Source organism: Marinobacter sediminum (assembly GCF_016820575.1).
Classification (GTDB): domain Bacteria; phylum Pseudomonadota; class Gammaproteobacteria; order Pseudomonadales; family Oleiphilaceae; genus Marinobacter; species Marinobacter sediminum.
This window is the reverse complement of sequence record NZ_JAEMQH010000002.1, coordinates 1,194,793-1,219,447: the sequence shown is the minus strand read 5'-3', so window position 1 is coordinate 1,219,447 and position 24,655 is coordinate 1,194,793. Positions and strand designations below refer to the sequence as shown.

Sequence of the window (24,655 nt, the reverse complement as noted above, 5' to 3'; positions counted from 1 at the left end):
TCAGTCCTGTTTTATGTCATTTGAAAAACTCGGGGAAGATGGTCGCGCTCGTCGCGGGCGGCTGAGCTTTCCCCGGGGCACTGTCGAAACCCCAGCGTTCATGCCTGTCGGCACCTATGGCACCGTCAAGGCGATGCTGCCCCGTGATATTCACGGTATCGGGGCAGAAATCATTCTCGGCAATACCTTCCACCTGATGCTGCGTCCGGGCACCGAAGTCATTAAAGCCCATGGCGATCTGCATGATTTCACCCAGTGGCAAGGCCCGATTCTGACCGATTCCGGGGGCTTTCAGGTCTTCAGTCTGGGCGAGATGCGAAAGATCACTGAAGAGGGCGTTACATTCCGCTCCCCGGTCGATGGCTCGCCGGTAAAGCTGAATCCGGAAATTGCCATTCAGGTGCAGCGTGACCTTGGTTCCGACATCGTCATGATTTTTGACGAATGCACGCCGTATCCGGCAACCGAGCAGGAGGCCAAAGACTCCATGGAGCTGTCGCTCCGCTGGGCAGAGCGCAGCAAAAAGGCGCACGAAGGCAATCCGGCAGCTCTGTTCGGGATTGTTCAGGGCGGTATGTACGAGGGCCTGCGGGACGTTTCGCTTGAGGGTCTGACCGACATCGGTTTCGATGGCTATGCCATTGGCGGGCTGTCCGTGGGTGAGCCCAAAGAGGACATGATCCGCATTCTGGACCACCTGCCGCCCAAGATACCGGAAGACAAGCCGCGCTACCTGATGGGAGTAGGGCGTCCGGAAGACATCGTGGAAGCGGTTCGCCGCGGCGTGGACATGTTCGACTGTGTCATGCCAACCCGGAATGCTCGTAATGGCTATTTGTTTACCTCAACCGGAATTGTGAAAATCCGGAACGCGCGGCACCGTCACGATACCGCTCCGCTGGATGAGCGTTGTGACTGTTACACGTGTCAGAATTTTTCGAGGAGTTACCTGTATCATCTCGATAAATGTGGAGAAATGCTTGGTTCACAGCTCAACACAATCCACAACCTGAGGTTCTACCAGAACCTGATGGCTGGATTGCGTGGCGCCATTGAAGCAGGTACATTGTCCGACTTTGTAACCGACTTCTATGCTCTGCGCGGCGAGACAGTGCCGCCGATGGGCAGTGCCTGATTATTCGTAAAACACTTTTGTAAAACCAACGGAGATATTCAATGAAATCTATTAAGTTGCTCGTAGCCGGCCTTTTGGCAATGATGCCCACACTGGCTCTGGCACAGGATCCCGCTGCCCAGGGTATGGGTGTGATGGGTCAGGTTATCTTTTTTGCCGGCTTTATCCTGATTTTCTACTTCCTGATCTGGCGTCCGCAGTCCAAGCGCGCGAAAGAGCACAAGGCCCTGATGTCTGGCCTGAACAAAGGTGATGAGGTTGTTACCTCTGGCGGCGTTGCCGGCAAGATCACCAAGGTCACTGACGATTTCATCGTTGTTGAAATTGCCGACAATGTTGAAATCAAGGTGCAGAAAGTGGCTGTTGCGGCAGCACTGCCGAAGGGCACACTGAAGGACATCTGAGCCGGAGTCCGGCACCGGACGGACTGATTCTTTCTGGCTGAAACACCAAGGCCGGCCCGATGGGCCGGCTAAAAGGGATCCCATGCTGAATAAGTATCCGCTTTGGAAAAACCTGGTTATCCTGGTCGCCCTTGTGATCGGGTTTATTTATGCCTTGCCCAATCTTTTCCCCGACGATCACGCCATTCAGATTACTGGCGCCCGCAGCAGTACCGAAGTTAACTCAACCGTTCTGGATCGTGCTGTAAAGGCGCTGGAATCCGAGGGAATCGAGGTTAAAAGCAGTACGCTTCAGGATCGGGATGCCCTGATTCGCCTCAACAATGGCGATGACCAGCTGCAGGCTCGTCCAATTGTTCAGTCCGCTCTGAGCAACGACTACCTGGTTGCCCTGAACATGGCGGCGTCCACCCCCGACTGGCTGAAGAGTCTTGGCGCGGGCCCGATGAAGCTCGGCCTCGATTTGCGCGGTGGTGTTCACTTCCTGCTTGAAGTTGACATGGTTACGGCGGTTAATCAGCGCCTTGAAGCTTTGTCCAGCCAGATCAAGGGTGATCTGCGTGAAGAGCGCATCCGCTATCGCGGTGGCGATTTGGAAGGTGATCGCCAGATCGTTCTGAGTTTCCGCGACGAAGAAGGTCGCAGCGAAGCCTTTGACTTGATTCGCGATCAGTACAGCCAGTTTCTGATGGACGAGCGCACTGTTGATGGCGAGCTTCAGATCGTGCTGTCGCTGTCTGAAGCAGAGGTACGTTCCATCCAGGAATATGCCCTCGAGCAAAACCTGACCACTATCCGTAACCGGGTTAACGAGTTGGGTGTTGCCGAGCCGCTTGTTCAGCGTCAGGGTGCTGACCGGATCATCGTTGAATTGCCTGGTGTTCAAGATACTGCCCAGGCCAAGCGGGTACTTGGTGCAACCGCGAATCTGGAGTTCCGCATGGAGGCCCGTCAGGATGCTTCAGCGGGTGAAGTCGAAGAGTTCAGCTTTCGTGATAATCGCCAGCGTTCAGCCCGCCTTGAGCGTGACATAATTACCACCGGTAACAACGTCGCCAATGCCCAGCAGGCGTTCGATGAGAACGGTCAGCCTCAGGTCAATATCACCATGGATTCCGTGGGCGGCGACCAGATGAATCGCGCCACCCGCAACGCTATTGGTCGTCGGATGGCGGTACTCTTTATCGAGTTCCGCACAGAAACCGAGAACCGTATGGTCGATGGCGAACTGACGTCGGTCGACAAGCGCGTGGTAGAGAAGGGCATCATCAGCCTGGCTACCGTTCAGTCGGCGCTGGGGAGCAGCTTCCGTATCACCGGTCTGGACTCCATTCCGGAAGCGGCGGAGCTGGCGCTGCTGTTGCGTGCCGGTGCCCTGGCTGCGCCCATGTACTTCGTGCAGGAGCGAACCATTGGGCCAAGCCTTGGGCAGAAGAACATCAATGCCGGTGTAATGTCGGTGGCGCTTGGCTTTGGTCTGGTACTGCTGTACATGCTGGTTTACTACCGCGGGTTTGGTCTCATCGCCAACGTGGCATTGTCGCTTAACCTGATGCTGTTGATTGCCTGCATGTCGATCCTGTCGGCCACGCTGACGCTACCAGGCATCGCAGGTATCGTACTCACGGTCGGTATGGCTGTAGACGCCAACGTCCTGATATTTGAGCGGATACGTGAAGAGCTGAAGGCAGGGCTGCCACCGCAGTCGGCCATTAATTCAGGTTACTCACGGGCATTCGTTTCCATTTTCGATGCCAACATCACCACCTTGCTGGTCGCCGTCATTCTGTTTGCCATGGGCTCTGGCCCAGTTAAAGGCTTCGCAGTGACCCTGTGCCTGGGCATCCTGACGTCGATGTTCTCCGGCCTCATGGTTAGTCGCAGCATCGTGAATTTTGTATATGGCGGTCGCAAGATCGAGAAGTTGTCGATCGGAGGGAAGCTCGCAAATGTCTGAGCACGAGAAAAAACCATTTGATTTTATGGGGTTCCGGAAGATCGCTTCCGTTCTCTCCATCGCGTTGCTGGTTGCCTCCGTGGTGCTTCTGGCGGTTCGGGGGCTTGATCTCGGCATGGACTTTACCGGCGGTACGTCGGTGGAGTTTGAATACGCTGAGGCTCCGGTTCTGGAAGAGATCCGGACCACCCTGGATGCCGCGGGATACGATCAGTTTGTCGTGCAGAACTTCGGTGCCGACACTACTGTGCTGGTGCGGTTGGCCGAGGCAGGCAACGATGAACTGGCAGTTGAGGTCACTAAGGCCCTGAAGGCTGACGGCGCAAGCCTTGAGTTGGTGAGCTCAGAGTTCATCGGCTCTCAGGTAGGTGAGGAATTGCGGGAAGACAGTGGGCTTGGTCTGCTGCTCGCCCTCGCTGTGGTGCTGATCTACGTTGGCATGCGCTTCCAGTTCAAGTTCGGTATTGCCTCGGTGCTGCCATTGGCCCACGATGTCATCATCGTGCTGGGTGTTTTCTCATTGTTCCAGTGGACCTTTGACCTGACCGTTCTGGCGGCACTGCTGGCTGTCATCGGTTACTCGCTGAACGACACCATCGTGGTGGCGGACCGCATCCGTGAGAACTTCCGTAAGATGCGGGTGGGTGATTCCTGGCATATCATAAACACCTCGATTCACCAGACGATTAGCCGGACCATCAACACCTCCGGGACCACACTTGTGGTGCTGTTTGCGCTGTACCTGTTTGGTGGTGAGGCGATCAATAACTTCGCCCTGGCGCTGATCATCGGTGTTGTGGTGGGTACCTATTCCTCCATCTACGTGTCGGCAAACCTGCTGTTAGCGTTCGGTGTGTCGCGGGAAGATCTCGCGCTGCCGTCGAAAGAAGGTGCCGCTACCGATGAGCAAGAGGAAGAGCCGCCGGAGTGGTTGAACCGCATGTAATCCGTATTGCAGGCGTAAAAAAAAACCGCCATCCCTCAGGGGTGGCGGTTTTTTTGTGGCTGCCTTAATAACCGCTTAGCGCGGCAGGCGTCCCCGGAACGGGTGTAGTACTTTCAGTACTTCCCGGAACAGTTTGGGGTTGGCTACGACGAGCTGACGGGCACCACCGGTAGAGGGGTTGCCTGAGAAGTCGCCGGTCAACGCGCCAGATTCCATGGCCAGGGTCACGCCCAGGTCAAGGTCCACTGTTTCGGGACGGAAGATGATCGCGGCATCAAGGCTGCCGGCTGAGACGCGGGCAATGTCCAGAACCACACAGCCTGATGTCCGGAACATGGCTGATTCGCTGGCCACGACTGAGGCCATTTCGCCCCACAGTTGCGCGTCTTCATTCTTGCGGGCCTGATCCAGCAGGTTGGTGGCAATAGCAGCCTGTTTGCTGTGTTTGATTTCAGAGGCGCGAACCCGACGGCTGTTAAGCGCTGCACCGTGACCACGGCTGGCCGAGTATTCCTCGCCAGTCACCGGGTTGATCACCAGAAGGTTTTCGGTGCGGTTGTTGCGCTTTTGCGCCAGGGCCAGAGCAAATTCCGGGATGCCTCGAAGGAAATTTTCGCGACCGAGAACCGTGAAGACGTGCCAGCTTTTTTCGCTGTCACCCGCATTCGCTTCATTCAGAGGCGCGATGCTGTGGTCCTTGTAGGCCTTTTCGAGTTGCTCCGCAAAATTGTCGTAAATCGACTGCTCGACCCGTTCCAGCTGTCGCCGACGCTCAGCGTCGTCCTTGCCGGTGGGTTCTTGGCGCTCAAAATGGGCTTTCAAATAATCGGACCCCTGACGCGCGACGCGCAGGGCCATTTTTATAGCTGGTTGCATCTGAGTGTTCGTTATCCGGGTGTGTGAAGGGCGGCTATCATAGCAAAAGATCACCCCTCTTGTATGTTTTTTGGCTTAGCAATAGCACGGATAGCAATGGATTAGGGCATCTTGGGAGGGGCGATGGGTGCCCTGTTTCTGGTATCATTTTAACCACTATTCACTCAGCTTGGGCCTGTTCGCAATGCACAAACCGGCACTTCCTCTCGAAGGCACCGATACATTTGAAGATCAGATAAGAATTGTTCTGGTCGAGACGTCTCACTCCGGCAATATTGGTGCGGTGGCCCGCGCCATGAAAAACATGGGGCTTGGCAATCTGTGGTTGGTGAACCCGAATTCGTTCCCTGACGAAACTTCCTATGCCCGCTCCGCCGGTGCCTCGGATATTCTCGATCGCGCTCAGGTAGTGTCGTCATTGGAAGACGCGCTTGGGGATTGCTCCCTGGTGATGGGCACCAGTGCTCGTGGACGCAAGGTGCCCTGGCCGGTGATCGCGCCACCAGAAGCCGCTGTCGCAGCCGCTGAGAATGCGGTAAACGGGCCCGTGGCCCTGGTGTTTGGTCGCGAGAATCACGGACTCAGTAACGACGAGCTGCAGCGTTGTCATTATCACATTCATATCCCGTCGAATCCTGACTACAGCTCGTTGAACCTCGCGATGGCAGTTCAGGTCATGTGCTATGAATTGCGCATGCATCACCTGCGAGGTCTTGAAGGTGGTGAGGGTAGCCCCTATTTAAAGCCGATGACTGCGCCGGGCGATCCCGGCTGGGATGTTCCGCCGGCGCCGGTCAATGATGTTGAAGGCTTTTTCGGACACCTTGAGCAGGTTCTGGTTGATGTTGAGTTTCACCGTCGGGATAACCCGCGCCAGCTGATGACACGCCTGCGCCGTCTTTTTCAGCGCGCCAGGATGGATCAGATGGAAATCAACATTCTCAGGGGCGTACTGACGTCGGTGCAAAAGGCCGTAGGTACCGGAGATCGCGCCGGAGATAACAGCAAATCAACCGAGGCCGAAGCGAAGGCTACGGGACAGGAAGATGGCCATGTTTGAGCGTTTAAGGGAAGACATCAACAGCGTGTTCCACCGCGACCCCGCGGCCAGAAACACGTTTGAGGTCCTGACTAACTATCCGGGGCTACACGCGCTGCTGTTCCACCGGTTTTCCCACTGGCTATGGGGGTTGGGGCTGAAATGGCTTGCCCGCACGATCTCCACCATCGCGCGCTGGTTGACCGGAATCGAGATCCATCCGGGCGCAACCATTGGCCGTCGGTTCTTCATTGACCACGGCATGGGTGTGGTCATCGGCGAAACCACCATCATCGGTGACGACGTTACGCTGTATCAGGGGGTTACCCTGGGTGGCACCAGCTGGAACAAGGGTAAGCGTCATCCCACTATCGGTGATGGCGTAGTGGTCGGTGCTGGCGCCAAGATTCTCGGACCTTTCGAGGTGGGCGCAGGAGCCAAGGTGGGGTCGAATTCTGTTGTCACCAAGGCGGTTCCCGACGGTGCAACGGTGGTTGGGATTCCGGGTCGGATCATCGTGAAGCCGAAGGGTGAGGACGATCAGCGGCGCAAGGAAATGGAAGAGCGAATGGGCTTCGACGCGTACGGCGTAACCGAGGAAATGCCAGACCCGGTTGCCCGGGCTATGCGATCGCTTTTGGACCACATGCACGCAGTGGACGACCGGATCGAGAATATGTGCAAGGCGTTGCGTAAGGTCAATAGCGAATACCAGAATGGCGCTTTGCCACCGTTGCAGGAAGAAGACTTCGATTGCGTGCGTGACGACAGCGATGGCACCCGGGGGTGAATACTTGACTGTTTTACTAGGTCAATTCATACTCGCTGCTGTGAATCGCGATTCAATCCCATCATGGGGCTGATATTATGAAGTTGACCACCAAAGGCCGCTACGCCGTGACGGCAATGCTGGATCTGGCCCTGCACGGAGATCAGGGGCCGGTGAGTCTGGCGGATATTTCAGCCCGTCAAGAAATCTCGCTGTCCTACCTGGAGCAGCTTTTTTCTCGTCTGCGTCGACAGAATCTCGTGATCAGTGTTCGTGGTCCCGGCGGAGGGTATCGCCTCAGCCGTGAGGCCGGAGCGGTGTTCATCGCGGAGGTTGTGGACGCTGTGAGCGAATCACTGGACACCACCCGATGTGGAAACAAGGGTGATTGCCAGAAGGGCGAGAAATGTCTGACTCATCACCTGTGGTCAGATTTGAGCGATCAAATCCATCAGTTCCTGAGCGAAATCAGCCTCGGCGACCTGATGAAAAAGCAGGAAATCCGCCAGGTTGCGGACCGGCAGAACCAGCGTCAGTCAGACAACGGCTCTGAAACGATCAATACCGAACGCCTGTCCGACCAGGCGCCGGCCTGAAACTATACTCCTTACGCCCATGAAAAAGCCCGTATATCTGGATTATGCGGCGACGACGCCCGTTGACCCGTCTGTCGCTGAAGAAATGGTGAAATACCTGACCCCGGATGGGGTTTTTGGTAATCCGGCTTCGCGCTCCCACGCCTATGGCTGGCAGGCAGAGGCTGCGGTTGAATCTGCGCGTCGGCAGGTTGCCGAGCTGATTAGCGCTGATCCCCGGGAGATTGTGTGGACATCGGGTGCTACCGAATCCGACAATCTCGCCATCAAAGGTGCGGTGGCAGGCCATGACAATCCGCACATCGTAACTTCCATTATCGAGCACAAGGCCGTACTGGATACCTGTAAATGGCTTGAGCAGCATGGGGTAGAAGTAACCTGGCTGACGCCGGGGCCGGACGGGCGAATCCGGCCTGAGCAGGTATCCGAGGCGCTGCGGGACAATACCGTGCTGGTCAGCCTGATGCTGGTAAACAACGAGCTTGGCTGCGTTACCGATGTTGCCGGTATTGGTCGCATGCTGCGCGAGCGCGGCGTTCTTTTTCATGTGGATGCGGCGCAGGCAGCCGGGAAGATGCCGGTGGATGTCAGTGCGCTGTCGTTAGACCTGGTGTCTCTGTCAGGTCACAAAGTCTACGGTCCCAAGGGCGTTGGCGCGCTTTATGTCAGGCGCTCGCCAGATGTCCGTATCGAGGCCCAGATTCACGGTGGTGGGCACGAGCGGGGCATGCGCTCAGGAACCTTGCCGACTCATCAGATTGTCGGTATGGGTAAGGCGTTTGCCATCGCCAAGGATTGTCTTGGATCAGAAATGGCGCACCTGGAGGAGTTGAGAGCGTCGTTTCTGCAGGGGCTTTCGGATCTTGATGGTGTCACCCTTAATGGCAGCAGTGAATTCCGGGTCCCCGGTATCATCAATCTGGCGTTTGAGGGAGTTGAGGCGGAATCGCTGATGCTGGGCCTGCGGGATCTCGCGGTTTCATCAGGATCGGCCTGCGCCTCGGCGACTATTGAACCGTCCTTTGTGCTGCGTGGTATCGGCTTGAGTGATGAGCTGGCCCATCGGGCACTGCGTTTTTCCTTTGGCCGATTCAGTACCGCCGAAGAGGCCACCTTCGCCGCGTCCCAAATTGTTGATGTTATTAGCCGCCTGCGTGCAGTGCGGTAGGCAGTTGGCCCTGGACTGCGTATAATCGCAGGCCTGAATTTTAACCCGAACCTTACTGGAGAAAGATCATGGCAAATGAGCGCACGCTCTCTATTATCAAGCCCGACGCGGTTGCAAAGAACGTAATCGGCGAAATTTACAGCCGTTTTGAAAAGGCTGGCCTGAACATTGTTGCCGCCAAGATGATGCACCTGACCCAGGAGCAAGCCGAGGGCTTCTACGCTGAGCACAAAGAGCGTCCGTTCTTTAACGACCTGGTTGCGTTCATGACGTCTGGACCGGTTGTTGTTCAGGCTCTGGAAGGCGAAGGCGCCATCCTCAAGAACCGTGACCTGATGGGTGCAACTAACCCGAAGGAAGCTGAAGCCGGAACTATCCGCGCTGATTTCGCATCGTCCATCGATGCCAATGCCGTTCACGGCTCCGACTCTGCAGCGTCTGCAGAGCGTGAAATCGCGTATTTTTTCAATGACAACGAGATCTGCCCGCGCGGTTGATTTTGTTGATCGGGGGTGGCGATGCCACCCCCGAATTGGTTATTTGATCGAGGTTATAAGATGACAGCGGCCGCTGAAAAAACGAATCTTCTGGGGATGCCGAAAGCAAAACTTGAGGCTTTCTTTGAGTCCCTGGGCGAGAAACGTTTTCGTGCCACACAAGTTTTGCAATGGATTCATCAGCGTGGTGCCGATGACTTCGATCAAATGACCAATATGAGCAAATCCCTGCGGGAGAAGCTCAAGGACGTGGCAGAAATTCGCGGTCCGGAAGTAGTTTACGACGAGACGTCCAAAGACGGCACCCGCAAGTGGGTGATGCGCATGGACAATGGCAACAATGTTGAGACGGTCCTGATTCCGGATGGCGAGCGTGGAACCCTGTGCGTGTCCTCACAGATCGGCTGCAGCCTCGATTGCACTTTTTGCTCCACCGGTAAACGCGGTTTTAACCGAAACCTGACTGCTGCCGAAGTGATCGGTCAGGTGTGGGTGGCAAGAAAAGCCTTTATGCCGTTCGAGCCCGGCCCTGATCGCCCCATTACCAACGTGGTGATGATGGGTATGGGCGAGCCGCTGCTCAATTTCGACAATGTCGTTGATGCCATGAACCTCATGATGGAGGATCTGGCGTATGGTATCTCCAAGCGCCGGGTAACCCTGAGTACCTCCGGTGTTGTCCCGGCATTGGATCGCCTGGCTGAAGTTAGCGATGTTTCATTGGCAATTTCATTGCATGCGCCCAATGATGAGCTACGTAACAAGCTGGTACCGCTCAACAAGAAGTACCCTATTGCTGAGCTGTTGGCCGCGACCAAGCGCTACTTTGCAAGGCTGCCGGACAAGCGCAAGGCAACCATTGAATACACGGTAATTGAAGGCATGAACGACCAGCCGGAGCACGCCCATGAACTGGCGGTGCTGCTGAAGGATCTGCCATGCAAGATCAACCTGATTCCGTTTAACCCGTTCCCGGAAAGCGATTTCCGTCGGCCAAGCATGAACGCCACTCGCCGGTTCCAGAAGGTGCTGAACGAGGCAGGTCACATTGCAACCATCAGAACGACCCGCGGTGACGACATCGACGCGGCGTGCGGTCAGCTGGTGGGTAAGGTTGAAGACAGAACACGCCGGAGTCAGCGATATATCGAAGTGCGCCAGGTAAACCCCTGAAACGGAATTGACAACAAACAAGTAGCGAGGAATGCACAACTGTGACCCATAGATCAACGAGCTCGCGTTTTGCTGTCGTAGCGGCCCTGACATTGGTCGCCCTATTGGTTGCAGGCTGTGTCACCACTACCGACAGTCGGTTCTCCCGGGAGGCGGACCGACAGGAAGCCATCGCTGATTACGTTCAGTTGGCGACCGCCTACATCGGGCAGGGCAACCTCGAACGAGCGCGCCATCACCTTGAGCGTGCGCTTGATCTCGATTCCGACAGCGCCGGGGCCTTGGCCGCCATGGGCCTGATCTACAATGCTGAGGGTGAAGCCGCACTGGCCGAGAAGAGCTTCAAGCGGTCGATTTCCTCGGATTCTGATTATACCCGCGCACGGGTTTACTACGGTGCATTTCTGTACGGCCAGGGCCGGATGGATGAGGCCGTTGATCAATTCCGTTTGGCCTCACGAGATACCGAATACAAAGATCGGGGCTCGGTGTTCTTCAATCTGGGCATGACCCAGGAGCGTTTGCAGGATATCGAGGGTGCCACGGCGTCCTACCGCAGAGCCGTTGAACTGACCCGAGGTGACGCCCGATCACTGTTGGCCCTTTCACGAGTGCTGGCAGAGCAGGGTGACTTCAATGCTGCGTCGCGCTATTACGCCCGCCTTTCAATGATGATGCAGAAAAACAACCGCCTGCGGCATTCTCCGGAAAGTCTGCTGACCGGTATTCGCATCGCCCATCATTTGGATAACCGAAATCAGGAAGCCAGCCTGGCCCTGCAGCTCAAGAATAATTTCCCGGAGTCAGTTGAATATCAGCAATATAAGGCACTGATGTCCAATGGCAAATGAAGAAAACCTTGAAGTTATGACCAGCGATCCGGTGGGCCTGCAGCTGAAGCGGGCACGCGAACAAAGAGGATTGAGTGACAGTGACGTCGCCCGGGCCCAGCACCTTCGGCCCGCCGTAATTCAGGCCATTGAAGCCGGAGAATACGGTCAAGTAGACAGCGAACTGTTCTTGAAAGGCTATGTCAGAGCCTATGCCCGCCAGGTGGGATTGGACGATAACAAGATTGTTGCCGATCTGGACCGCGAGCTGGAGCCGCTGCGCCAGAAGCGGGAGCAGGAAGTTGAAGCCAATCCTCTGGTCGACATTGAACGTCGGCGCCGGAGAAAGCGCCGCCTTGCTAAGGTGATCTTGCTGCTTGGTGTGGCAGCGCTGGCGGGTTATCTGGTGTTTGCATTCGTCCTGTCGGAATCAGAAATGACGTCGCCTTCGGATGCCACTGAGGCGCCGGCGCAGGACGAGTCCGCGACGGTCGGCTCGGAGCAGGCTGCGCCCGAGATTGAAAATGGGGAGCCTTCCGCCCCTGAACCGCAAGAGCCTGCAACGCCGATTGTGGAAGACCCGGAAGTTGCTCAGTCTGAGGCAGACATTGGCCAGGAACCGACAGCTGATCCGGTGACGGACAGCGCCGCAGACGACAGCGCCTCAATTGCGCCGGTCCAGACCGCTTCGGTAGCCGCACCGGCCACGGAAACGGGCATCCAGGCGCCTTCGGAGCCGGTGGCGATGACAGAAACCGGCCGGCTGGAGATCAGTTTCCGAGCTGATTGCTGGGTTCAGGTTAGTGATGCCGATGGCGAACGGCTGGTAAACTCTTTGCAAAGGGACGGTGATCGGATTGATGTGTCCGGTGACGCCCCGCTCCGGGTAGTGATCGGCGCAGTTACCGCGGTCGATTCTATCCGTTTTCAAAACGAGCCAGTGGATATGGGCAATTTCCGCGTGGTCAACAATCGCTCAGAATTCACTCTGGCGAATTGAAACTAGATGAACTTATTGATATCGGTCTGCAATCCATGAAGCACGAATCCCCGATCGTTAGACGCAAATCCCGCCAGATCATGGTGGGCAATGTACCTGTTGGTGGTGATGCGCCGATTGCGGTTCAGAGCATGACCAACACCAACACCCTGGATGTGAACGCCACGGTTGGCCAGGTCCGGGCGCTTGAAGAGGCCGGTGCTGATATCGTTCGTGTATCGGTACCTTCAATGGATGCCGCTGAAGCCTTCGGCAAGATCCGCGAGCAGGTGTCAGTGCCTCTGGTCGCGGACATCCACTTTGACCACAAGATTGCACTCCGGGTGGCGGAACTGGGTGTTGACTGCCTTCGCATCAACCCAGGCAACATCGGTCGGGAAGACCGCGTCAGTGCTGTGATCAGCGCGGCCCGCGACCGCAATATTCCCATTCGTATTGGTGTTAACGCTGGCTCCCTGGAAAAGGAACTGCAGCGTAAATACGGCGAGCCGACCGCAGATGCTTTGGTCGAGTCCGCCATGAGACACATCGACATTCTTGACCGTCACGATTTTCAGGACTTCAAGGTGAGCCTCAAGGCGTCCGAGGTGTTCATGACCGTGGCGGCCTACCGTAAGCTCGCTGGGCAAATTGAGCAGCCGCTGCACCTCGGTATCACCGAGGCCGGTGGCTTCCGCTCTGGAACGGTGAAATCGTCGATTGGGCTGGGCATGTTGTTGATGGATGGTATCGGCGACACCATCCGGGTTTCCCTGGCGGCTGATCCGGTTCAGGAAGTGAAAGTCGGTTACGACATTCTTAAGAGTCTTCGTCTGCGTAGCCGCGGCATCAACTTCATCGCGTGCCCGAGCTGCTCTCGTCAGAACTTTGATGTTATCCAGACCATGAACGATCTGGAAGCGCGTCTGGAAGACGTGAACACGGCCATGGACGTTGCCATCATTGGCTGCATCGTCAATGGCCCGGGCGAGGCGAAGGTGGCCGATATCGGCCTGACCGGTGGCAGCCCGAAAAACCTGTTCTACATGGCGGGTAAACCGAACCAGAAGCTTGATAATGCGAACCTTACCGACGACCTTGAGCGCCTGATCCGAGACGAAGTGGCGCGTCGCAAGGAAGAGGAAGACGCTATCATTGCCCGCTCAGGAAGCTGATTTCATACGGTTTTCCGGCACCATTATCCAGACATACGTTTAAGGGTTTAACTTGGCTAAGATTCAGGCAATTCGCGGGATGAACGATATCCTGCCGGAGCAGACGCCCGTTTGGCAGTTTGTTGAGGGCAAAGTACGAAAGGTTCTTGCCCAGTATGGGTATCAGGAGATCCGTATGCCCATCGTCGAGCAGACGGATCTGTTCAAGCGCTCCATCGGCGAAGTAACCGACATTGTCGAAAAGGAAATGTATACCTTCGACGATCGCAACGGCGACAGCCTGACCCTGCGCCCTGAGGGCACGGCCGGCTGTGTGCGCGCAGCAGAGGAGCACGGGCTTCTGTTCAACCAGACGCGTCGACTCTGGTACACCGGCCCCATGTTCCGGCACGAACGTCCGCAGAAGGGGCGCTATCGTCAATTTCACCAGATTGGTGTGGAGTGTTTCGGCATGGCCGGACCGGATATCGACGCCGAGCTGCTGATACTGACAGCCCGCCTGTGGCGTGAGCTGGGATTGGCTGAGCATACCCGCTTGGAAATCAACTCCATTGGCACGTCAGAGGCCCGCAAGGTCTACCGGCAGGCCCTGGTGGAGTATCTTAGTCAGTACAAGGCAGACCTGGACGCCGACAGTCAGCGTCGCCTGGAGACTAATCCGTTGCGGATCCTCGACAGCAAGGACCCGGCAACACGCAGCATTCTGGAAAATGCTCCGAACCTTGACGAGTACCTGGACGATGATTCCCGTGCTCACTTCGACCGTTTGCGTGAGCTGCTGGACGCGGCAGGGATCGAGTACACCATTAATCCAGCACTGGTTCGTGGTCTGGACTATTACGGCAAGACGGTCTTTGAGTGGATCACCGACAGCCTTGGTGCCCAGGGCACTGTCTGTGCTGGTGGCCGTTACGACGGTCTCGTGGAACAGCTCGGTGGAAAACCTACCCGTGCCGTCGGCTTTGCTATGGGGCTTGAGCGCCTTATTCTACTGCTCGAGACGCTCGACCTGATTCCCGAGCATGTAAACAACAACGCCGACGTCTACGTCACCGCAATGGGAGACGGCGCGCTGGCGTCGGCGCTGGCATTGGCTGAGGAACTGCGCGCTGAGCTGCCGAATGCGGTGGTGGTTTCCCACTGCGGCGGTGGCAGCTTCAAGAGCCAGATGAAAAAGGCTGACAAAAGCGGCGCTCGCTATGCCATTATCCTCGGCGAGAACGAGGTGGCCAACGGCCGCGTAGGGCTTAAACCCCTGCGTTCGGACGAACTCCAGCAGGATCTGGCGCGGGATGAGCTGGCTTCGTCACTGGCTGCCGCTCTCAAACACTGACGTTTACCAAAAATAGCAACGAATTCGACTACAGGAGTCATCATGGCTGAACTGCGCACCGAAGAGGAACAGGTCCAGGCGATCAAGGACTGGTGGAAAAAGAATGGTAGTTCACTGCTGATCGGTATCGGCGCCGCGCTGGCAATCGTGTTCGGCTGGCAGGCCTGGCAGAACCATGAAGCCCAGCAGCGCACGGAAGCCGCTAACCAGTTCGCCAACCTCTTGAATGCCTTCAGCGATCAGGCCGACGAAACCAGCGGTGAAACCGTAGCCTTCGTTGCCCAGACACTTCGTGACGACTACACCGATAGCGCCTACGCGGTCTATGGCAACCTGCTCTTGGCACGTCAGCAGCTGATGGACGGAGAATCTGAAGCCGCCGTCGAATCGCTTGAATGGGCTCTCGAGAAGAGTGGTGAACAGCAGGCTCTGACCCTGGTTGTGCGCAGCCGTCTGGCCCGCGCTCAGTTTGATGCCGGTCAGTATGACGAAGCACTGGCCACCATTGATGAGGCGGCTGATGCCGACAGTTTCAACGCCATCTTCTCGGAACTCCGTGGCGATATTTTGCTGGCACAGGGTGATCGAGACGGCGCCCGTGACGCTTATCTGGCCGCACGAGAGCAGAGTCAGCAGGGCCGCAGTGGCATCCTCGAGCTGAAGCTGTCTGATCTTGGTGTAGGGGAGGATGCCTGATGCGGATGTCTCGCACCAGGTGTGTTCGCGCGCTCCTCGCCACCGGCATGCTGGCCGTTTTCGGGTTGGCCGGGTGCAGCACCACAGATTCCTTCGAGCAACCGGCGCCGGTGCCGGACATCGAAAGCTCCGTTGAATTCAAACAGGTCTGGAGCATGTCCGTCGGTGACGGTCATGATGGTGAGTACCTTTATCTCACGCCCCTGAATACGGGCGAGATTCTGTACGCTGCCTCCGCCGACGGTGAAATCTATGCGGTGCAGGCCGAGAATGGCAAGGTTGTCTGGCGGACTGATCTTGAGGATCGGATTTTTGCCGGTGTTGGCGGTGACAACGACAGTCTTTTCCTAACCACTCGTAACGCTGACCTGCTGGCGCTGTCCCGGGCAGACGGAACCGAACTGTGGCGCGCTTCGCTGCCGACAGAAGTGCTGGCAACCCCGCAGTCCAACGGGCGGCTGGTGGTGGCGCAGACCATCGATGGTCGGGTACTGGCATTTGACGCGACGAATGGCGAAAAACTCTGGCAATACGATGGCGTTGTGCCGGTCCTGTCCATGCGTGCTGCAGCGGCGCCGCTGGTGGGAGGCGATGTGGTGATTGCTTCGTTTGCCAACGGCAAGCTGATTGCGCTCAGCGCCGAGGCTGGTCAACCGTTGTGGCAGTACGAAGTCGGTGAGCCTCAGGGGCGTACGGAACTGGAGCGCCTGGTCGACATCACTGGCCAGCCCCTGGTTATTGATTCCGCCCTCTTGGCGGTGGGTTATCAGGGCAAACTGGCCCTGGTGGACATCCGCACAGGCCAGGAAATCTGGAGTCGTAAAGCCTCCAGTCTGTATTCGCCGATGATTGGCGACGGTAATATCTATCTGGCCTCCGCCAATGGTGAAATCGTAGCCCTTCGTGGTTCTGATCGCCGTGAGCTTTGGGTTCAGGATCGTCTGGCCTGGCGTCAGCTGACCCAGCCCATGGTGGTGGATGATTATCTGGTCACCGGCGACTTCGAGGGCTATCTGCACATTCTGGACAGCAAGGATGGCAGTCTGCAGGGACAGCTTGAATTCGATGATGAGGGTATACGCGTACCCGCACAACGCTTGCGCAATGGTAATCTGCTGGTCTTTGGTAACAGCGGTGATATGACGGTGTTTAAACTCCGTCCCGTTGAGTGAATTTCTCCAGCCTGGCGACGACGCCGGGCTGTTTTCCTTTTTTTGTAGCGATCTATTATGACCCCAGTTATTGCCCTTGTCGGCCGCCCAAACGTAGGCAAGTCGACGCTTTTCAACCAGATGACCCGGTCCCGGGATGCACTGGTCGCGGATTTTCCCGGCCTTACCCGCGATCGCAAGTATGGTGAGGGTAACTATGAGGGTCAGCGCTTCATTGTCATTGATACCGGCGGTCTGACCGGTGACGAAGAAGGTCTCGATGCGGAAATGGCGCGGCAGTCGATGCAGGCGGTGGAAGAAGCCGACATCGTTCTGTTTCTGGTGGATGGTCGTGCCGGTTTGACCGGCGGCGATGAAACCATCGCCAACCACTTGCGCCGCTCAGGCAAGCAGGCGCACTTGGTCGTCAACAAAACCGATGGCCAAGACCCTGATATTGCCGCTGCGGATTTCTATAGCCTCGGTTACGAATCTACTTTCCTGATTGCTGCCTCCCACAACCGGGGTATCCGGTCGATGCTGGAATTGTTGCTGCCATCAGAGGAAGAGCGTGAAGCTGCCGATCGCGCGGACAAGTACCCGGGTATCCGGATTGGCGTGGTCGGGCGCCCCAACGTAGGAAAATCCACGTTGGTCAACCGCATGCTGGGTGAAGACCGGGTCGTGGTCTACGATATGCCGGGAACGACCCGCGACAGTGTCTACATTCCTTACGAACGCCAGGGGCACGAATACACCCTGATCGATACGGCCGGGGTTCGTCGCCGGAAGAACGTTCGGGAAACCGTCGAGAAGTTCTCCATCATCAAAACCTTGCAGGCTATCGATGACGCCCACGTGGTTATTTTGGTGATTGACGCGAGGGAAGGGCTGGTCGATCAGGATTTGCACCTGATTGGCTTTGTTCTTGATGCCGGGCGATCGCTGGTGGTTGCAGTGAACAAGTGGGACGGCATGGATCCTGACGACCGGGCCAAGGTTAAGGAACAGGTTCGGCGCCGGCTCGACTTCCTGGACTACGCCGACAAGCATTACATTTCGGCGCTGCATGGCTCCGGAGTTGGGGTTATGTACGATTCGGTGCAAGACTGCTATGAATCCGCCATGGCCAAATGGCCCACCAATCGTCTGACAGCAATCCTGCAGGACGCTATCGCGCAACACCAGCCACCGATGGTTCACGGGCGCCGGATCAAGCTTCGTTTCGCCCACCAGGGTGGGTCCAACCCACCGGTTATCGTGGTCCATGGCAACCAGGTGGATGCGTTGCCGGGCTCCTACAAGCGCTATCTCGAAAATACCTTCCGCAAAGTCCTGAAGGTGACGGGCTCGCCCATTCGCTTCGAATTCAAGTCGGGCGAAAACCCGTTTGCCGGTAAGGTGGATCGCCTTACGCCGCGCCAAAAGGTAAAGCAGGACAACGATCTGAAGAAGGGTCGGCGGATCAAGAAAACCCGCCAAAAAAGCCTCAAACGCTGAGCAGTTGGGGGCTGGGATCAGCCCCCCTTGGCGTCCTCAACCTGTTTGGCCTGAACCGCAGTCAGGGCAATGGTGAAGACAATGTCTTCCACCAACGCACCCCGCGAGAGGTCATTGACGGGCTTCCTCAGGCCCTGGAGCATTGGCCCAATACTGACAACATTGGCACTGCGCTGAACCGCCTTATAGGTGGTGTTGCCGGTGTTAAGGTCAGGGAATACAAACACCGTTGCCTTGCCTGCCACCTTGCTGTCTGGTGCCTTGCTTTTTGCCACGCTCTCAATCGCCGCTGCGTCGTATTGCAGGGGGCCGTCGATGAGCAGGTCCGGTCGACGTTGCTGGGCTATCTTCGTCGCCTCACGTACTTTCTCCACGTCCTGTCCGGTGCCTGATTCCCCGGTACTGTAGCTGATCATCGCAACCACGGGCTCGATACCAAAGGCCTCGGCTGAGTCAGCACTCTGGATGGCAATGTCCGCCAGTTCCTCGGCATTGGGGTCCGGATTGATGGCGCAATCGCCGTACACCAAAACCTGCTCCGGCAACAACATGAAGAAGACCGACGACACCACCCGGGCGTGGTCGTGGGTCTTGATCAATTGCAGGGCCGGCCTAACGGTGTTGGCCGTAGTATGGACCGCCCCTGAAACCAAGCCATCCGCTTCGTCCTGGGCCACCATCATGGTACCCAGAACCACATGGTCTTCCAGCATGGCCAGGGCCATATCCGGTGCCAGTCCCTTATGTTTGCGCAGCTCCACCATGGGTGCGATGTAGTTGTCCCGCACGGTGGCCGGATCGATCACCTCGATATCGTCGGGCAGTGTTAATCCCTGGGAGCTGGCCACGTTTCTGATTTCATTTGGATTGCCCAAAAGTACACAGCGGGCCAGACCTCGCTGGTGGCAAATAATGGCAGCCTGCACGGTCCGGGGCTCGTTGCCTTCCGGTAGAACGATCCGCTTGTCGGCAGCTCTTGAACGTTCGGACAGCTGGTGGCGGAAGGCTGGGGGCGAAAGCCGGCGCTGGCGCTGCACCTTCAGGTGATCCTGAAGCCAGTCGGTATCGATTTGCGTGGCAACGGCTTCCATGGCTCTGTCGATCCGCTCGGGATCGTCCACCGGGATCGCAGAGGAAAGGTTCGCCAGCAGGTGGGCGGTTTCATAGGTGTTGGTGTCTGAGGCCAGCACCGGCAACCCGGTATCGAGGGCTCGGCGGCACAAATCAATAACACGAGAATCAGGCAGCAGTCCGCCGGTCAGCATCAGGCCGGCGAGGGGCACGCCGTTCAGGGCAGCCACCGCAGTGGTGACCACGATATCCTCTCGGTCCCCGGGGGTGACCAACAGCATGCCGGGCTTGAGAGTGTCGGCCATGTTCCTGATCGACCGGGCGACCACCGAAACCGATTGGACCCGACGTTTGTGCATCTGACCTTCGTTCAGAATTTGGATGTCCAGTTCGCGCGCAAGATCTGAGACTCGGGGTGCCAGCAACTCCGGCTGCCACGGGATTTCCGCGAGCAACTGGAATCGGTTGTCGATAAATACCTTGCATTGGCTGCGGTAATCGGTGGGCGATGTCTCGTCTTCAATGCTGCGCTGGAGCGAGAGCCCTGACAGGCCGTCCCGTTCCGGTTCGCCAACCTTGTTCAGGATCACACCAATTACGTCCGGGTCGGAGGGATCGGCAAACAGCCGCGCGGAGAAGTCGAGCTCTCCATCCAAAGCATCCGGGCGACTGCTCTTCGGTGAACTAACCAGAATGACTTCGGAGCCGAGATTGCGAGCAACTTCCACATTCAGTCGGGCGATGTAGGCTTCAGTCCGATCCGGGACCAGACCTTCGATGATGACCACATCCACATCCTGTGAAACTTTCTGATACTCGCCGACGATGGTTTCCATCAACTGGTCGGACTTGCCGCGATTCAGCAGGTGCTGGGCCTTTTTCAGTGACAGTGGGGCCGGTGGCTGGAGGTGACTGCGGGCACGGATAAACTCGACGGAGGTATCCTTGCCGTTGTTGTGCAGCGCCTCACCCTGATGGACGGATTGCTGGAACGGCTTGTAGAAACCGACACTGACGCCAACCCGTTCCAGCGCTCGCAGCAGGCCCAGGCAGACCGAGGTCAGGCCGGAGTCCAGGGACGTCGGAGCGATAAACAGACTTTTTGCCATAACAGATTCCTGGAATTAAAAGGGTTAGACCGAGCCGCCGGTGGCAAGCCGTGACGCCTCCCGGGCGATCACCAGTTCTTCGTCAGTGGGGATGACCAGAACGGGAAAACGGGAGTCGCTGCTCTCAATACGACCTTGGCTGTGCGCTCCATGGGACTTATTCAGTGCATTGTCGATTTGGAAGCCCATCAAACTGAGATGCCCGAGAGTCTGTTGCCGGACACGGGCACTGTTTTCTCCGATACCTCCGGTGAAGACCAGGGCGTCGAGCGAGGTAAGTGAAGCCATCATAGCGCCAACGTACTTGGCGAGTCGGAAGCAGAAGATGTCGATGGCCAGCGCCGAAGGCGTGTGGCCATGGTCGGCGAGATCGCAGAGGGAGCGCATGTCGTTGGTCTGGCCCGACAGCCCCAGCAATCCGCTTTGCTTGTTTAGAACCTCGTTGATGTCTTTTGCAGAGATACCCTTGCCGGCCAGGAAGTCGAACAGGCCTGGGTCCACGTCACCGCTGCGAGTGCCCATTACCAGGCCTTCCAGTGGCGTTAATCCCATGCTGGTATCGACGCTTATGCCATCGCGAATTGCGGTGATGCTGCAGCCGTTACCAAGATGGGCCGAGATGATGGATGTGGTTGCAGGTGTTCGCCCCAGCAGCCGGGCTGCTTCGTGGGCCATGAAGTAATGGCTGGTGCCGTGAAATCCATACCGCCTGACGGCCCAGTCGCGGTAGTAAGTCTCGGGCAGGGCATACAGAAAGGCTCTGGGCGGTAGGGTCTGGTGATATGCGGTATCAAAGACAGCAACTTGCGGCACGCTTGGAAACAGGCTTCGCGTTGCCAAGATTCCATCGAGGTTCACCGGGTTGTGCAAGGGGGCCAGGCTGGCGCAGTCCTCGATAGCGGCGATGGTCTCGTCGTTGAGCAGGGCTGCCTCACGAAAGGTTTCTCCGCCATGGACAACCCGGTGGCCAATGGCACATGGATCGTTCGCCATTATGGCCCGGTCCTTCAAGGCCTTGATCAGGGTGCCGAGGGCAATTTCGTGGGAAGCGCCGGAGGGCAGTGGCACCGCCTGTTCGCTACCGGCGATCCGGGCAAAGGCATTCTTGCTGTTCAGGCGTTCCGCGAGGGCGGAGGCACGCTTGCGGTGTTGGTCGTCAAAAACGGCCAGTTTCAGCGATGAACTACCGCAATTGATGACGAGTAGGCTGGCATCCATGGTTCGAGGGGTCCTGATGGATCAGATCTGCACGCGCTGGTTGGTCTTGAGCCAGGCTTCAAATTCTGCGGCGGGCAGCGGGTGGCTATAGAAATAACCCTGGGAGAAATCACACCCTTCGGCTTTCAGGAAGTGGGTCTGGGGTTCATCCTCAACGCCCTCGGCAATCACGCGAAGCCCCAGGCTATGGGCCATGTTAATGATGGCCCGAACCAGCGACGCGTCCTCCGGCTCCTTCATAACGTCTTGCACAAAGGATTTGTCGATTTTCAGGGTGTCGAAGGGATAACTCTTCAGGTAGCTGAGTGCCGAATACCCGGTACCAAAGTCGTCAACGGACAGGCGAATGCCCTCCCGGTCAAGCAGGCGCAGGATTTCGGCCGTTTCGATGGAATTGTCCAAAATCAGCCGCTCTGTGATTTCAAGCTCGAGCTGTTCTGCTTCAAGGCCACTGTTGTCCAGTGCCTGCATGACTGCGTCGGTAAAGCGTGGATCTCTGAACTGTCGAGGAGAAACGTTCACCGCAATGCCGATATTCCTTCCGGCAATCTCTTTCCATTCAACCGCGGCCTTGCAGGCCTCCTCCAACACCCATTCGCCGATTGGGATGATCAGGCCGGTTTCCTCAGCCAGCGGAATAAAACGGTCCGGCATGACCATGCCCATGGTGGGATTGTTCCAGCGCAGCAGTGCTTCGACTGCAACAAGGTTGCCTGAGTCGGTGTGAACGATTGGCTGGTAGTAAAGTTCAAGCTCCTTGAGCTCCATCGCCCGACGCAGGCGTGACTCCATTTGCAGGCGCTCATGGGAAACTTCGGTCATTTCCGGAGCGAAATGGGCGTAGGCGCTCTTGCCTTTATGCTTGGCCTGGTACATGGCTGCGTCAGCGTGCTGGAGTAGGGTGCCGCTGTTGTCGGAGTCGACGGGGAATACGGCGATGCCAATACTGGTGGTGATGAACACTTCCTGGTTATTCAGGATATAGGGTGGCGAAAAGGTCTTCAGAATGCGCTCGGCGACCTGTGAGGAGTCATCAGGGCCGGTCAGTCCGGGTAGAATCACCAGGAATTCATCCCCGCCCAGCCGGGCTACGGTACTGGTGCCACGCAGGCAGCTGGAAATTCTGCGGGCGGCCTCGATCAGCAGGTTGTCGCCCGCGTCATGGCCCAGGGTGTCATTGATGTGTTTAAAATTATCGAGATCCAGGAACATTACCCCGACCTGGGTGTTTTCACGACGGGCCTGAGCCAGTGCAAGCTTGAGGCGGTCAAGTGCCAGCATGCGATTGGGAAGGCCGGTCAGGATGTCGTAGTTGGCCTGTCGCAGAAGTTGCTGCTCGTAACGCTTTCGAATACTGATGTCTTCACCGAGAATCAGGTAGCCGGTGGTCTCGCTACCGCTGTCCTTGATGGGGGTGACGATGAGTTGTTCCCAGAATCGCTCGCCATTCTTTCGAATGCTGTTGACCTCGCCCTGCCAGACACCGACCCGTTGAACCTGAAGTCGGATGGATTGCCACAGGTGCCGGCTTTCACGGTTCTCAAGGTCGTTTTCACTGAGTGCGCCCGGGTGTTTGCCAATAATTGAGGAGGCGTTGTAGCCGGTTAGCTGAGTGAATTTATGATTGGCAAACTCAACCCGCCATTGCCGATCGCAAATAAGGACAGAGGAAGGGCTCTGTTCAATAGCTTTGGAAAACTTGCGAATTTCAGCAGCATCCCGCTCTTGGCGGGCAACGTCATCGTTCAAGCGCTCCCGCATCTGATTAATGGCATCGGTAACGCGACCGAGTTCATCTCTCTCGTTGGACGGAGTTCGGGGGCGATCAAGCTCCAGTGGTCGGGAAAGATTCGACAGGGAGAAGTCCCGGGCGTAATCGGCCATGGTTGAAAGGTGGCGGGTGACGAAGTGCTGAAAGATCAAGATGATCAGGATGGAGATAAAAAAGGTTTTCAGGAACTGGGTGGCGAGGATGATGCCAACCTTGTGTTCCATTTCCTCATAAACCCGCTCCAGATCGGCGGTGACGGTCAATTCTCCGAGCTCGAACATCTCGTCCCCCTTGTGAACGAGCCTGAAGCTGTGAGAACGGGTTTGTGCGCCGCGTGGAATATCGCCCATGACCAGTTCGGAATCTGGCTCGATGCGCAGTCGGAGATGAACGATGTCTGGCAGGCTCAGAATACCTTCCATCTGAGTCTGCAGCAGTTTTTGGTCCAGTGCCCACAGGCTTCTGGCAAGGCTGGAAGAATAGCCAGCCTCGACAACGTTCATGCGGTTGTCGATTTGGGACAGGTCTTTCCTGTAGTCGGTGTAGATCTGGATACCGGAGGCAATCAGGGTGAATGCCGAGCTGAATAGGAGTATCCAGGCCAGCAGCCTGAAGGACAGGGGAGAACCTTTTCGGAATCGTTGGAGACGCGTCGACAATTTTGGCATGCCGTAAACTTCTGCCACCCAGTCTGGTTTATAGGTGCGTACGAGCCGCTACCTGTTGGACTATAGCAGTAGTTTGTTTCAACTGTCGTGCAAATATAGGATAAATAGAGAGAAATGTGTGCCGGCTCAGTAAATGTTGAGAGCTACGAAATCGGCTCAGTTGATTTGAATCAAGGTTGGCCGTGTCGCTGTCCGGTAGTTTGGGGAGAAAGCAGCAATGGAAAACCGGAGGGTTCAGATGTACACGGATGCTATCGTAATCGCGGGGATTGTAGCAGTACTTATGGTGTTGGGATTCTTTGTGGGAATAGCGCTGTTCGTAATCAAGGACCAAAGGGTCCATGGTCAGAACGAAGGAAAGAAAATGCCGTCTGACAGAACGCCAATCTAATAGGCGTTCTAACAAGCAAAAAGAAATGGCGTCCCCTAGGGGGTTCGAACCCCTGTTGCCGCCGTGAAAGGGCGGAGTCCTAGGCCACTAGACGAAGGGGACGCAACGTTTTCAAAAGCTTGCCTCGTCGAGGTGGCGCGTATATTAAGTAAGGCTCCTGGGTGTGTCAACGATTTTTCCAAAAAAAATGAATTAATTTAGCC

At 56.8% G+C, this 24,655-nt stretch carries 22 protein-coding genes and 1 tRNA gene; 18 read left to right on the top strand and 5 right to left on the bottom strand.

What is annotated here, in order from left to right; translation table 11 throughout:
- Positions 1–13 precede the first annotated feature (13 nt).
- From tgt to secF, 4 genes are all read left to right on the top strand, one after another.
- Positions 14–1,135, top strand: coding sequence for a tRNA guanosine(34) transglycosylase Tgt (gene tgt / locus FGO67_RS12295; RefSeq protein WP_203300950.1), 1,122 nt, complete (start codon positions 14–16; stop codon positions 1,133–1,135).
- Positions 1,136–1,176: 41 nt separating this feature from the next.
- Positions 1,177–1,539 carry a preprotein translocase subunit YajC gene (gene yajC, locus FGO67_RS12290; RefSeq protein WP_041338799.1) on the top strand — a complete coding sequence of 121 codons (363 nt, stop codon included), beginning with the start codon at positions 1,177–1,179 and terminating at the stop codon, positions 1,537–1,539.
- A gap of 82 nt (positions 1,540–1,621) precedes the next feature.
- Positions 1,622–3,496, top strand: coding sequence for a protein translocase subunit SecD (gene secD / locus FGO67_RS12285; protein WP_203300949.1), 1,875 nt, complete (start codon positions 1,622–1,624; stop codon positions 3,494–3,496).
- Positions 3,489–4,442, top strand: coding sequence for a protein translocase subunit SecF (secF, locus tag FGO67_RS12280; RefSeq protein WP_203300948.1), 954 nt, complete (start codon positions 3,489–3,491; stop codon positions 4,440–4,442). Before secD ends, secF begins: the two co-directional genes overlap by 8 nt.
- A gap of 75 nt (positions 4,443–4,517) precedes the next feature.
- On the opposite strand, the gene FGO67_RS12275 is transcribed toward secF, so the two are convergent.
- On the bottom strand, positions 4,518–5,318 hold the full coding sequence (locus tag FGO67_RS12275) for an inositol monophosphatase family protein (protein ID WP_203300947.1): 801 nt from the start codon (positions 5,316–5,318) through the stop codon (positions 4,518–4,520).
- A gap of 184 nt (positions 5,319–5,502) precedes the next feature.
- Between FGO67_RS12275 and trmJ the strand changes: the two genes are divergently transcribed.
- The 13 genes from trmJ to der all read left to right on the top strand — a co-directional run bounded on the left by trmJ (position 5,503) and on the right by der (position 18,224).
- A complete protein-coding gene (trmJ, locus tag FGO67_RS12270; protein WP_203300946.1) occupies positions 5,503–6,378 on the top strand; it encodes a tRNA (cytosine(32)/uridine(32)-2'-O)-methyltransferase TrmJ in 876 nt (291 codons plus the stop codon).
- The gene (gene cysE / locus FGO67_RS12265) at positions 6,371–7,147 is read left to right on the top strand and encodes a serine O-acetyltransferase (protein ID WP_203300945.1); all 777 of its coding nucleotides are present in this window, start codon (positions 6,371–6,373) and stop codon (positions 7,145–7,147) included. The genes trmJ and cysE overlap by 8 nt, the downstream gene beginning before the upstream one ends.
- A gap of 77 nt (positions 7,148–7,224) precedes the next feature.
- Positions 7,225–7,722, top strand: coding sequence for a Fe-S cluster assembly transcriptional regulator IscR (gene iscR / locus FGO67_RS12260; protein ID WP_041338790.1), 498 nt, complete (start codon positions 7,225–7,227; stop codon positions 7,720–7,722).
- Positions 7,723–7,741: 19 nt separating this feature from the next.
- Positions 7,742–8,890, top strand: coding sequence for an IscS subfamily cysteine desulfurase (locus tag FGO67_RS12255; protein WP_203300944.1), 1,149 nt, complete (start codon positions 7,742–7,744; stop codon positions 8,888–8,890).
- Positions 8,891–8,958: 68 nt separating this feature from the next.
- Complete coding sequence (ndk, locus tag FGO67_RS12250) at positions 8,959–9,387, top strand: nucleoside-diphosphate kinase (RefSeq protein ID WP_041338786.1); 429 nt, start codon at positions 8,959–8,961, stop codon at positions 9,385–9,387.
- Between the two features lie 60 nt (positions 9,388–9,447).
- Positions 9,448–10,560, top strand: a complete 1,113-nt coding sequence (gene rlmN, locus FGO67_RS12245) for a dual-specificity RNA methyltransferase RlmN (RefSeq protein WP_203300943.1) — start codon at positions 9,448–9,450, stop codon at positions 10,558–10,560.
- A gap of 41 nt (positions 10,561–10,601) precedes the next feature.
- Positions 10,602–11,411, top strand: coding sequence for a type IV pilus biogenesis/stability protein PilW (gene pilW, locus FGO67_RS12240; RefSeq protein WP_203300942.1), 810 nt, complete (start codon positions 10,602–10,604; stop codon positions 11,409–11,411).
- Positions 11,401–12,390, top strand: coding sequence for a RodZ domain-containing protein (locus FGO67_RS12235; RefSeq protein WP_203300941.1), 990 nt, complete (start codon positions 11,401–11,403; stop codon positions 12,388–12,390). The genes pilW and FGO67_RS12235 overlap by 11 nt, the downstream gene beginning before the upstream one ends.
- A gap of 35 nt (positions 12,391–12,425) precedes the next feature.
- Positions 12,426–13,544, top strand: coding sequence for a flavodoxin-dependent (E)-4-hydroxy-3-methylbut-2-enyl-diphosphate synthase (gene ispG, locus FGO67_RS12230; protein ID WP_041343536.1), 1,119 nt, complete (start codon positions 12,426–12,428; stop codon positions 13,542–13,544).
- A 52-nt stretch (positions 13,545–13,596) separates the two neighbouring features.
- On the top strand, positions 13,597–14,877 hold the full coding sequence (gene hisS / locus FGO67_RS12225; protein ID WP_203300940.1) for a histidine--tRNA ligase: 1,281 nt from the start codon (positions 13,597–13,599) through the stop codon (positions 14,875–14,877).
- Between the two features lie 42 nt (positions 14,878–14,919).
- Positions 14,920–15,573 carry a YfgM family protein gene (locus FGO67_RS12220; protein ID WP_203300939.1) on the top strand — a complete coding sequence of 218 codons (654 nt, stop codon included), beginning with the start codon at positions 14,920–14,922 and terminating at the stop codon, positions 15,571–15,573.
- 5 nt (positions 15,574–15,578) lie between these two features.
- Entirely contained in the window at positions 15,579–16,745 is a 1,167-nt protein-coding gene (gene bamB / locus FGO67_RS12215) for an outer membrane protein assembly factor BamB (RefSeq protein WP_203300938.1), read from the top strand.
- Positions 16,746–16,802: 57 nt separating this feature from the next.
- Positions 16,803–18,224: a ribosome biogenesis GTPase Der gene (der, locus tag FGO67_RS12210; RefSeq protein WP_203300937.1), complete on the top strand. Its 1,422-nt coding sequence runs from the start codon at positions 16,803–16,805 to the stop codon at positions 18,222–18,224.
- Positions 18,225–18,241: 17 nt separating this feature from the next.
- Here the strand turns inward: der and pta are convergent, their stop codons facing one another.
- The 3 genes from pta to FGO67_RS12195 are packed head-to-tail and all read right to left on the bottom strand — an operon-like array spanning position 18,242 to position 24,061.
- A complete protein-coding gene (gene pta, locus FGO67_RS12205; RefSeq protein WP_203300936.1) occupies positions 18,242–20,404 on the bottom strand; it encodes a phosphate acetyltransferase in 2,163 nt (720 codons plus the stop codon).
- A gap of 24 nt (positions 20,405–20,428) precedes the next feature.
- The gene (locus FGO67_RS12200; RefSeq protein ID WP_203300935.1) at positions 20,429–21,622 is read right to left on the bottom strand and encodes an acetate kinase; all 1,194 of its coding nucleotides are present in this window, start codon (positions 21,620–21,622) and stop codon (positions 20,429–20,431) included.
- 21 nt (positions 21,623–21,643) lie between these two features.
- A complete protein-coding gene (locus FGO67_RS12195) occupies positions 21,644–24,061 on the bottom strand; it encodes a bifunctional diguanylate cyclase/phosphodiesterase (protein ID WP_203300934.1) in 2,418 nt (805 codons plus the stop codon).
- A gap of 217 nt (positions 24,062–24,278) precedes the next feature.
- Between FGO67_RS12195 and ccoM the strand changes: the two genes are divergently transcribed.
- Complete coding sequence (ccoM, locus tag FGO67_RS17300; protein WP_338039567.1) at positions 24,279–24,452, top strand: cytochrome c oxidase subunit CcoM; 174 nt, start codon at positions 24,279–24,281, stop codon at positions 24,450–24,452.
- A gap of 26 nt (positions 24,453–24,478) precedes the next feature.
- Here the strand turns inward: ccoM and FGO67_RS12190 are convergent.
- A tRNA-Glu gene (locus FGO67_RS12190) sits at positions 24,479–24,554 on the bottom strand.
- Between the last annotated feature and the right edge of the window lie 101 nt (positions 24,555–24,655).

Excerpts from the sequence above, each read along its gene's own strand:
- tgt (WP_203300950.1), top strand. The coding sequence starts at position 14 with ATGTCATTTGAAAAACTCGGGGAAGATGGTCGCGCTCGTCGCGGGCGG.
- yajC (WP_041338799.1), top strand. The coding sequence starts at position 1,177 with ATGAAATCTATTAAGTTGCTCGTAGCCGGCCTTTTGGCAATGATGCCC.
- secD (WP_203300949.1), top strand. The coding sequence starts at position 1,622 with ATGCTGAATAAGTATCCGCTTTGGAAAAACCTGGTTATCCTGGTCGCC.
- secF (WP_203300948.1), top strand. The coding sequence starts at position 3,489 with ATGTCTGAGCACGAGAAAAAACCATTTGATTTTATGGGGTTCCGGAAG.
- FGO67_RS12275 (WP_203300947.1), bottom strand. The coding sequence starts at position 5,318 with ATGCAACCAGCTATAAAAATGGCCCTGCGCGTCGCGCGTCAGGGGTCC.
- trmJ (WP_203300946.1), top strand. The coding sequence starts at position 5,503 with ATGCACAAACCGGCACTTCCTCTCGAAGGCACCGATACATTTGAAGAT.
- cysE (WP_203300945.1), top strand. The coding sequence starts at position 6,371 with ATGTTTGAGCGTTTAAGGGAAGACATCAACAGCGTGTTCCACCGCGAC.
- iscR (WP_041338790.1), top strand. The coding sequence starts at position 7,225 with ATGAAGTTGACCACCAAAGGCCGCTACGCCGTGACGGCAATGCTGGAT.
- FGO67_RS12255 (WP_203300944.1), top strand. The coding sequence starts at position 7,742 with ATGAAAAAGCCCGTATATCTGGATTATGCGGCGACGACGCCCGTTGAC.
- ndk (WP_041338786.1), top strand. The coding sequence starts at position 8,959 with ATGGCAAATGAGCGCACGCTCTCTATTATCAAGCCCGACGCGGTTGCA.
- rlmN (WP_203300943.1), top strand. The coding sequence starts at position 9,448 with ATGACAGCGGCCGCTGAAAAAACGAATCTTCTGGGGATGCCGAAAGCA.
- FGO67_RS12235 (WP_203300941.1), top strand. The coding sequence starts at position 11,401 with ATGGCAAATGAAGAAAACCTTGAAGTTATGACCAGCGATCCGGTGGGC.
- ispG (WP_041343536.1), top strand. The coding sequence starts at position 12,426 with ATGAAGCACGAATCCCCGATCGTTAGACGCAAATCCCGCCAGATCATG.
- FGO67_RS12220 (WP_203300939.1), top strand. The coding sequence starts at position 14,920 with ATGGCTGAACTGCGCACCGAAGAGGAACAGGTCCAGGCGATCAAGGAC.
- bamB (WP_203300938.1), top strand. The coding sequence starts at position 15,579 with ATGTCTCGCACCAGGTGTGTTCGCGCGCTCCTCGCCACCGGCATGCTG.
- der (WP_203300937.1), top strand. The coding sequence starts at position 16,803 with ATGACCCCAGTTATTGCCCTTGTCGGCCGCCCAAACGTAGGCAAGTCG.
- pta (WP_203300936.1), bottom strand. The coding sequence starts at position 20,404 with ATGGCAAAAAGTCTGTTTATCGCTCCGACGTCCCTGGACTCCGGCCTG.
- FGO67_RS12200 (WP_203300935.1), bottom strand. The coding sequence starts at position 21,622 with ATGGATGCCAGCCTACTCGTCATCAATTGCGGTAGTTCATCGCTGAAA.
- FGO67_RS12195 (WP_203300934.1), bottom strand. The coding sequence starts at position 24,061 with ATGCCAAAATTGTCGACGCGTCTCCAACGATTCCGAAAAGGTTCTCCC.
- ccoM (WP_338039567.1), top strand. The coding sequence starts at position 24,279 with ATGGAAAACCGGAGGGTTCAGATGTACACGGATGCTATCGTAATCGCG.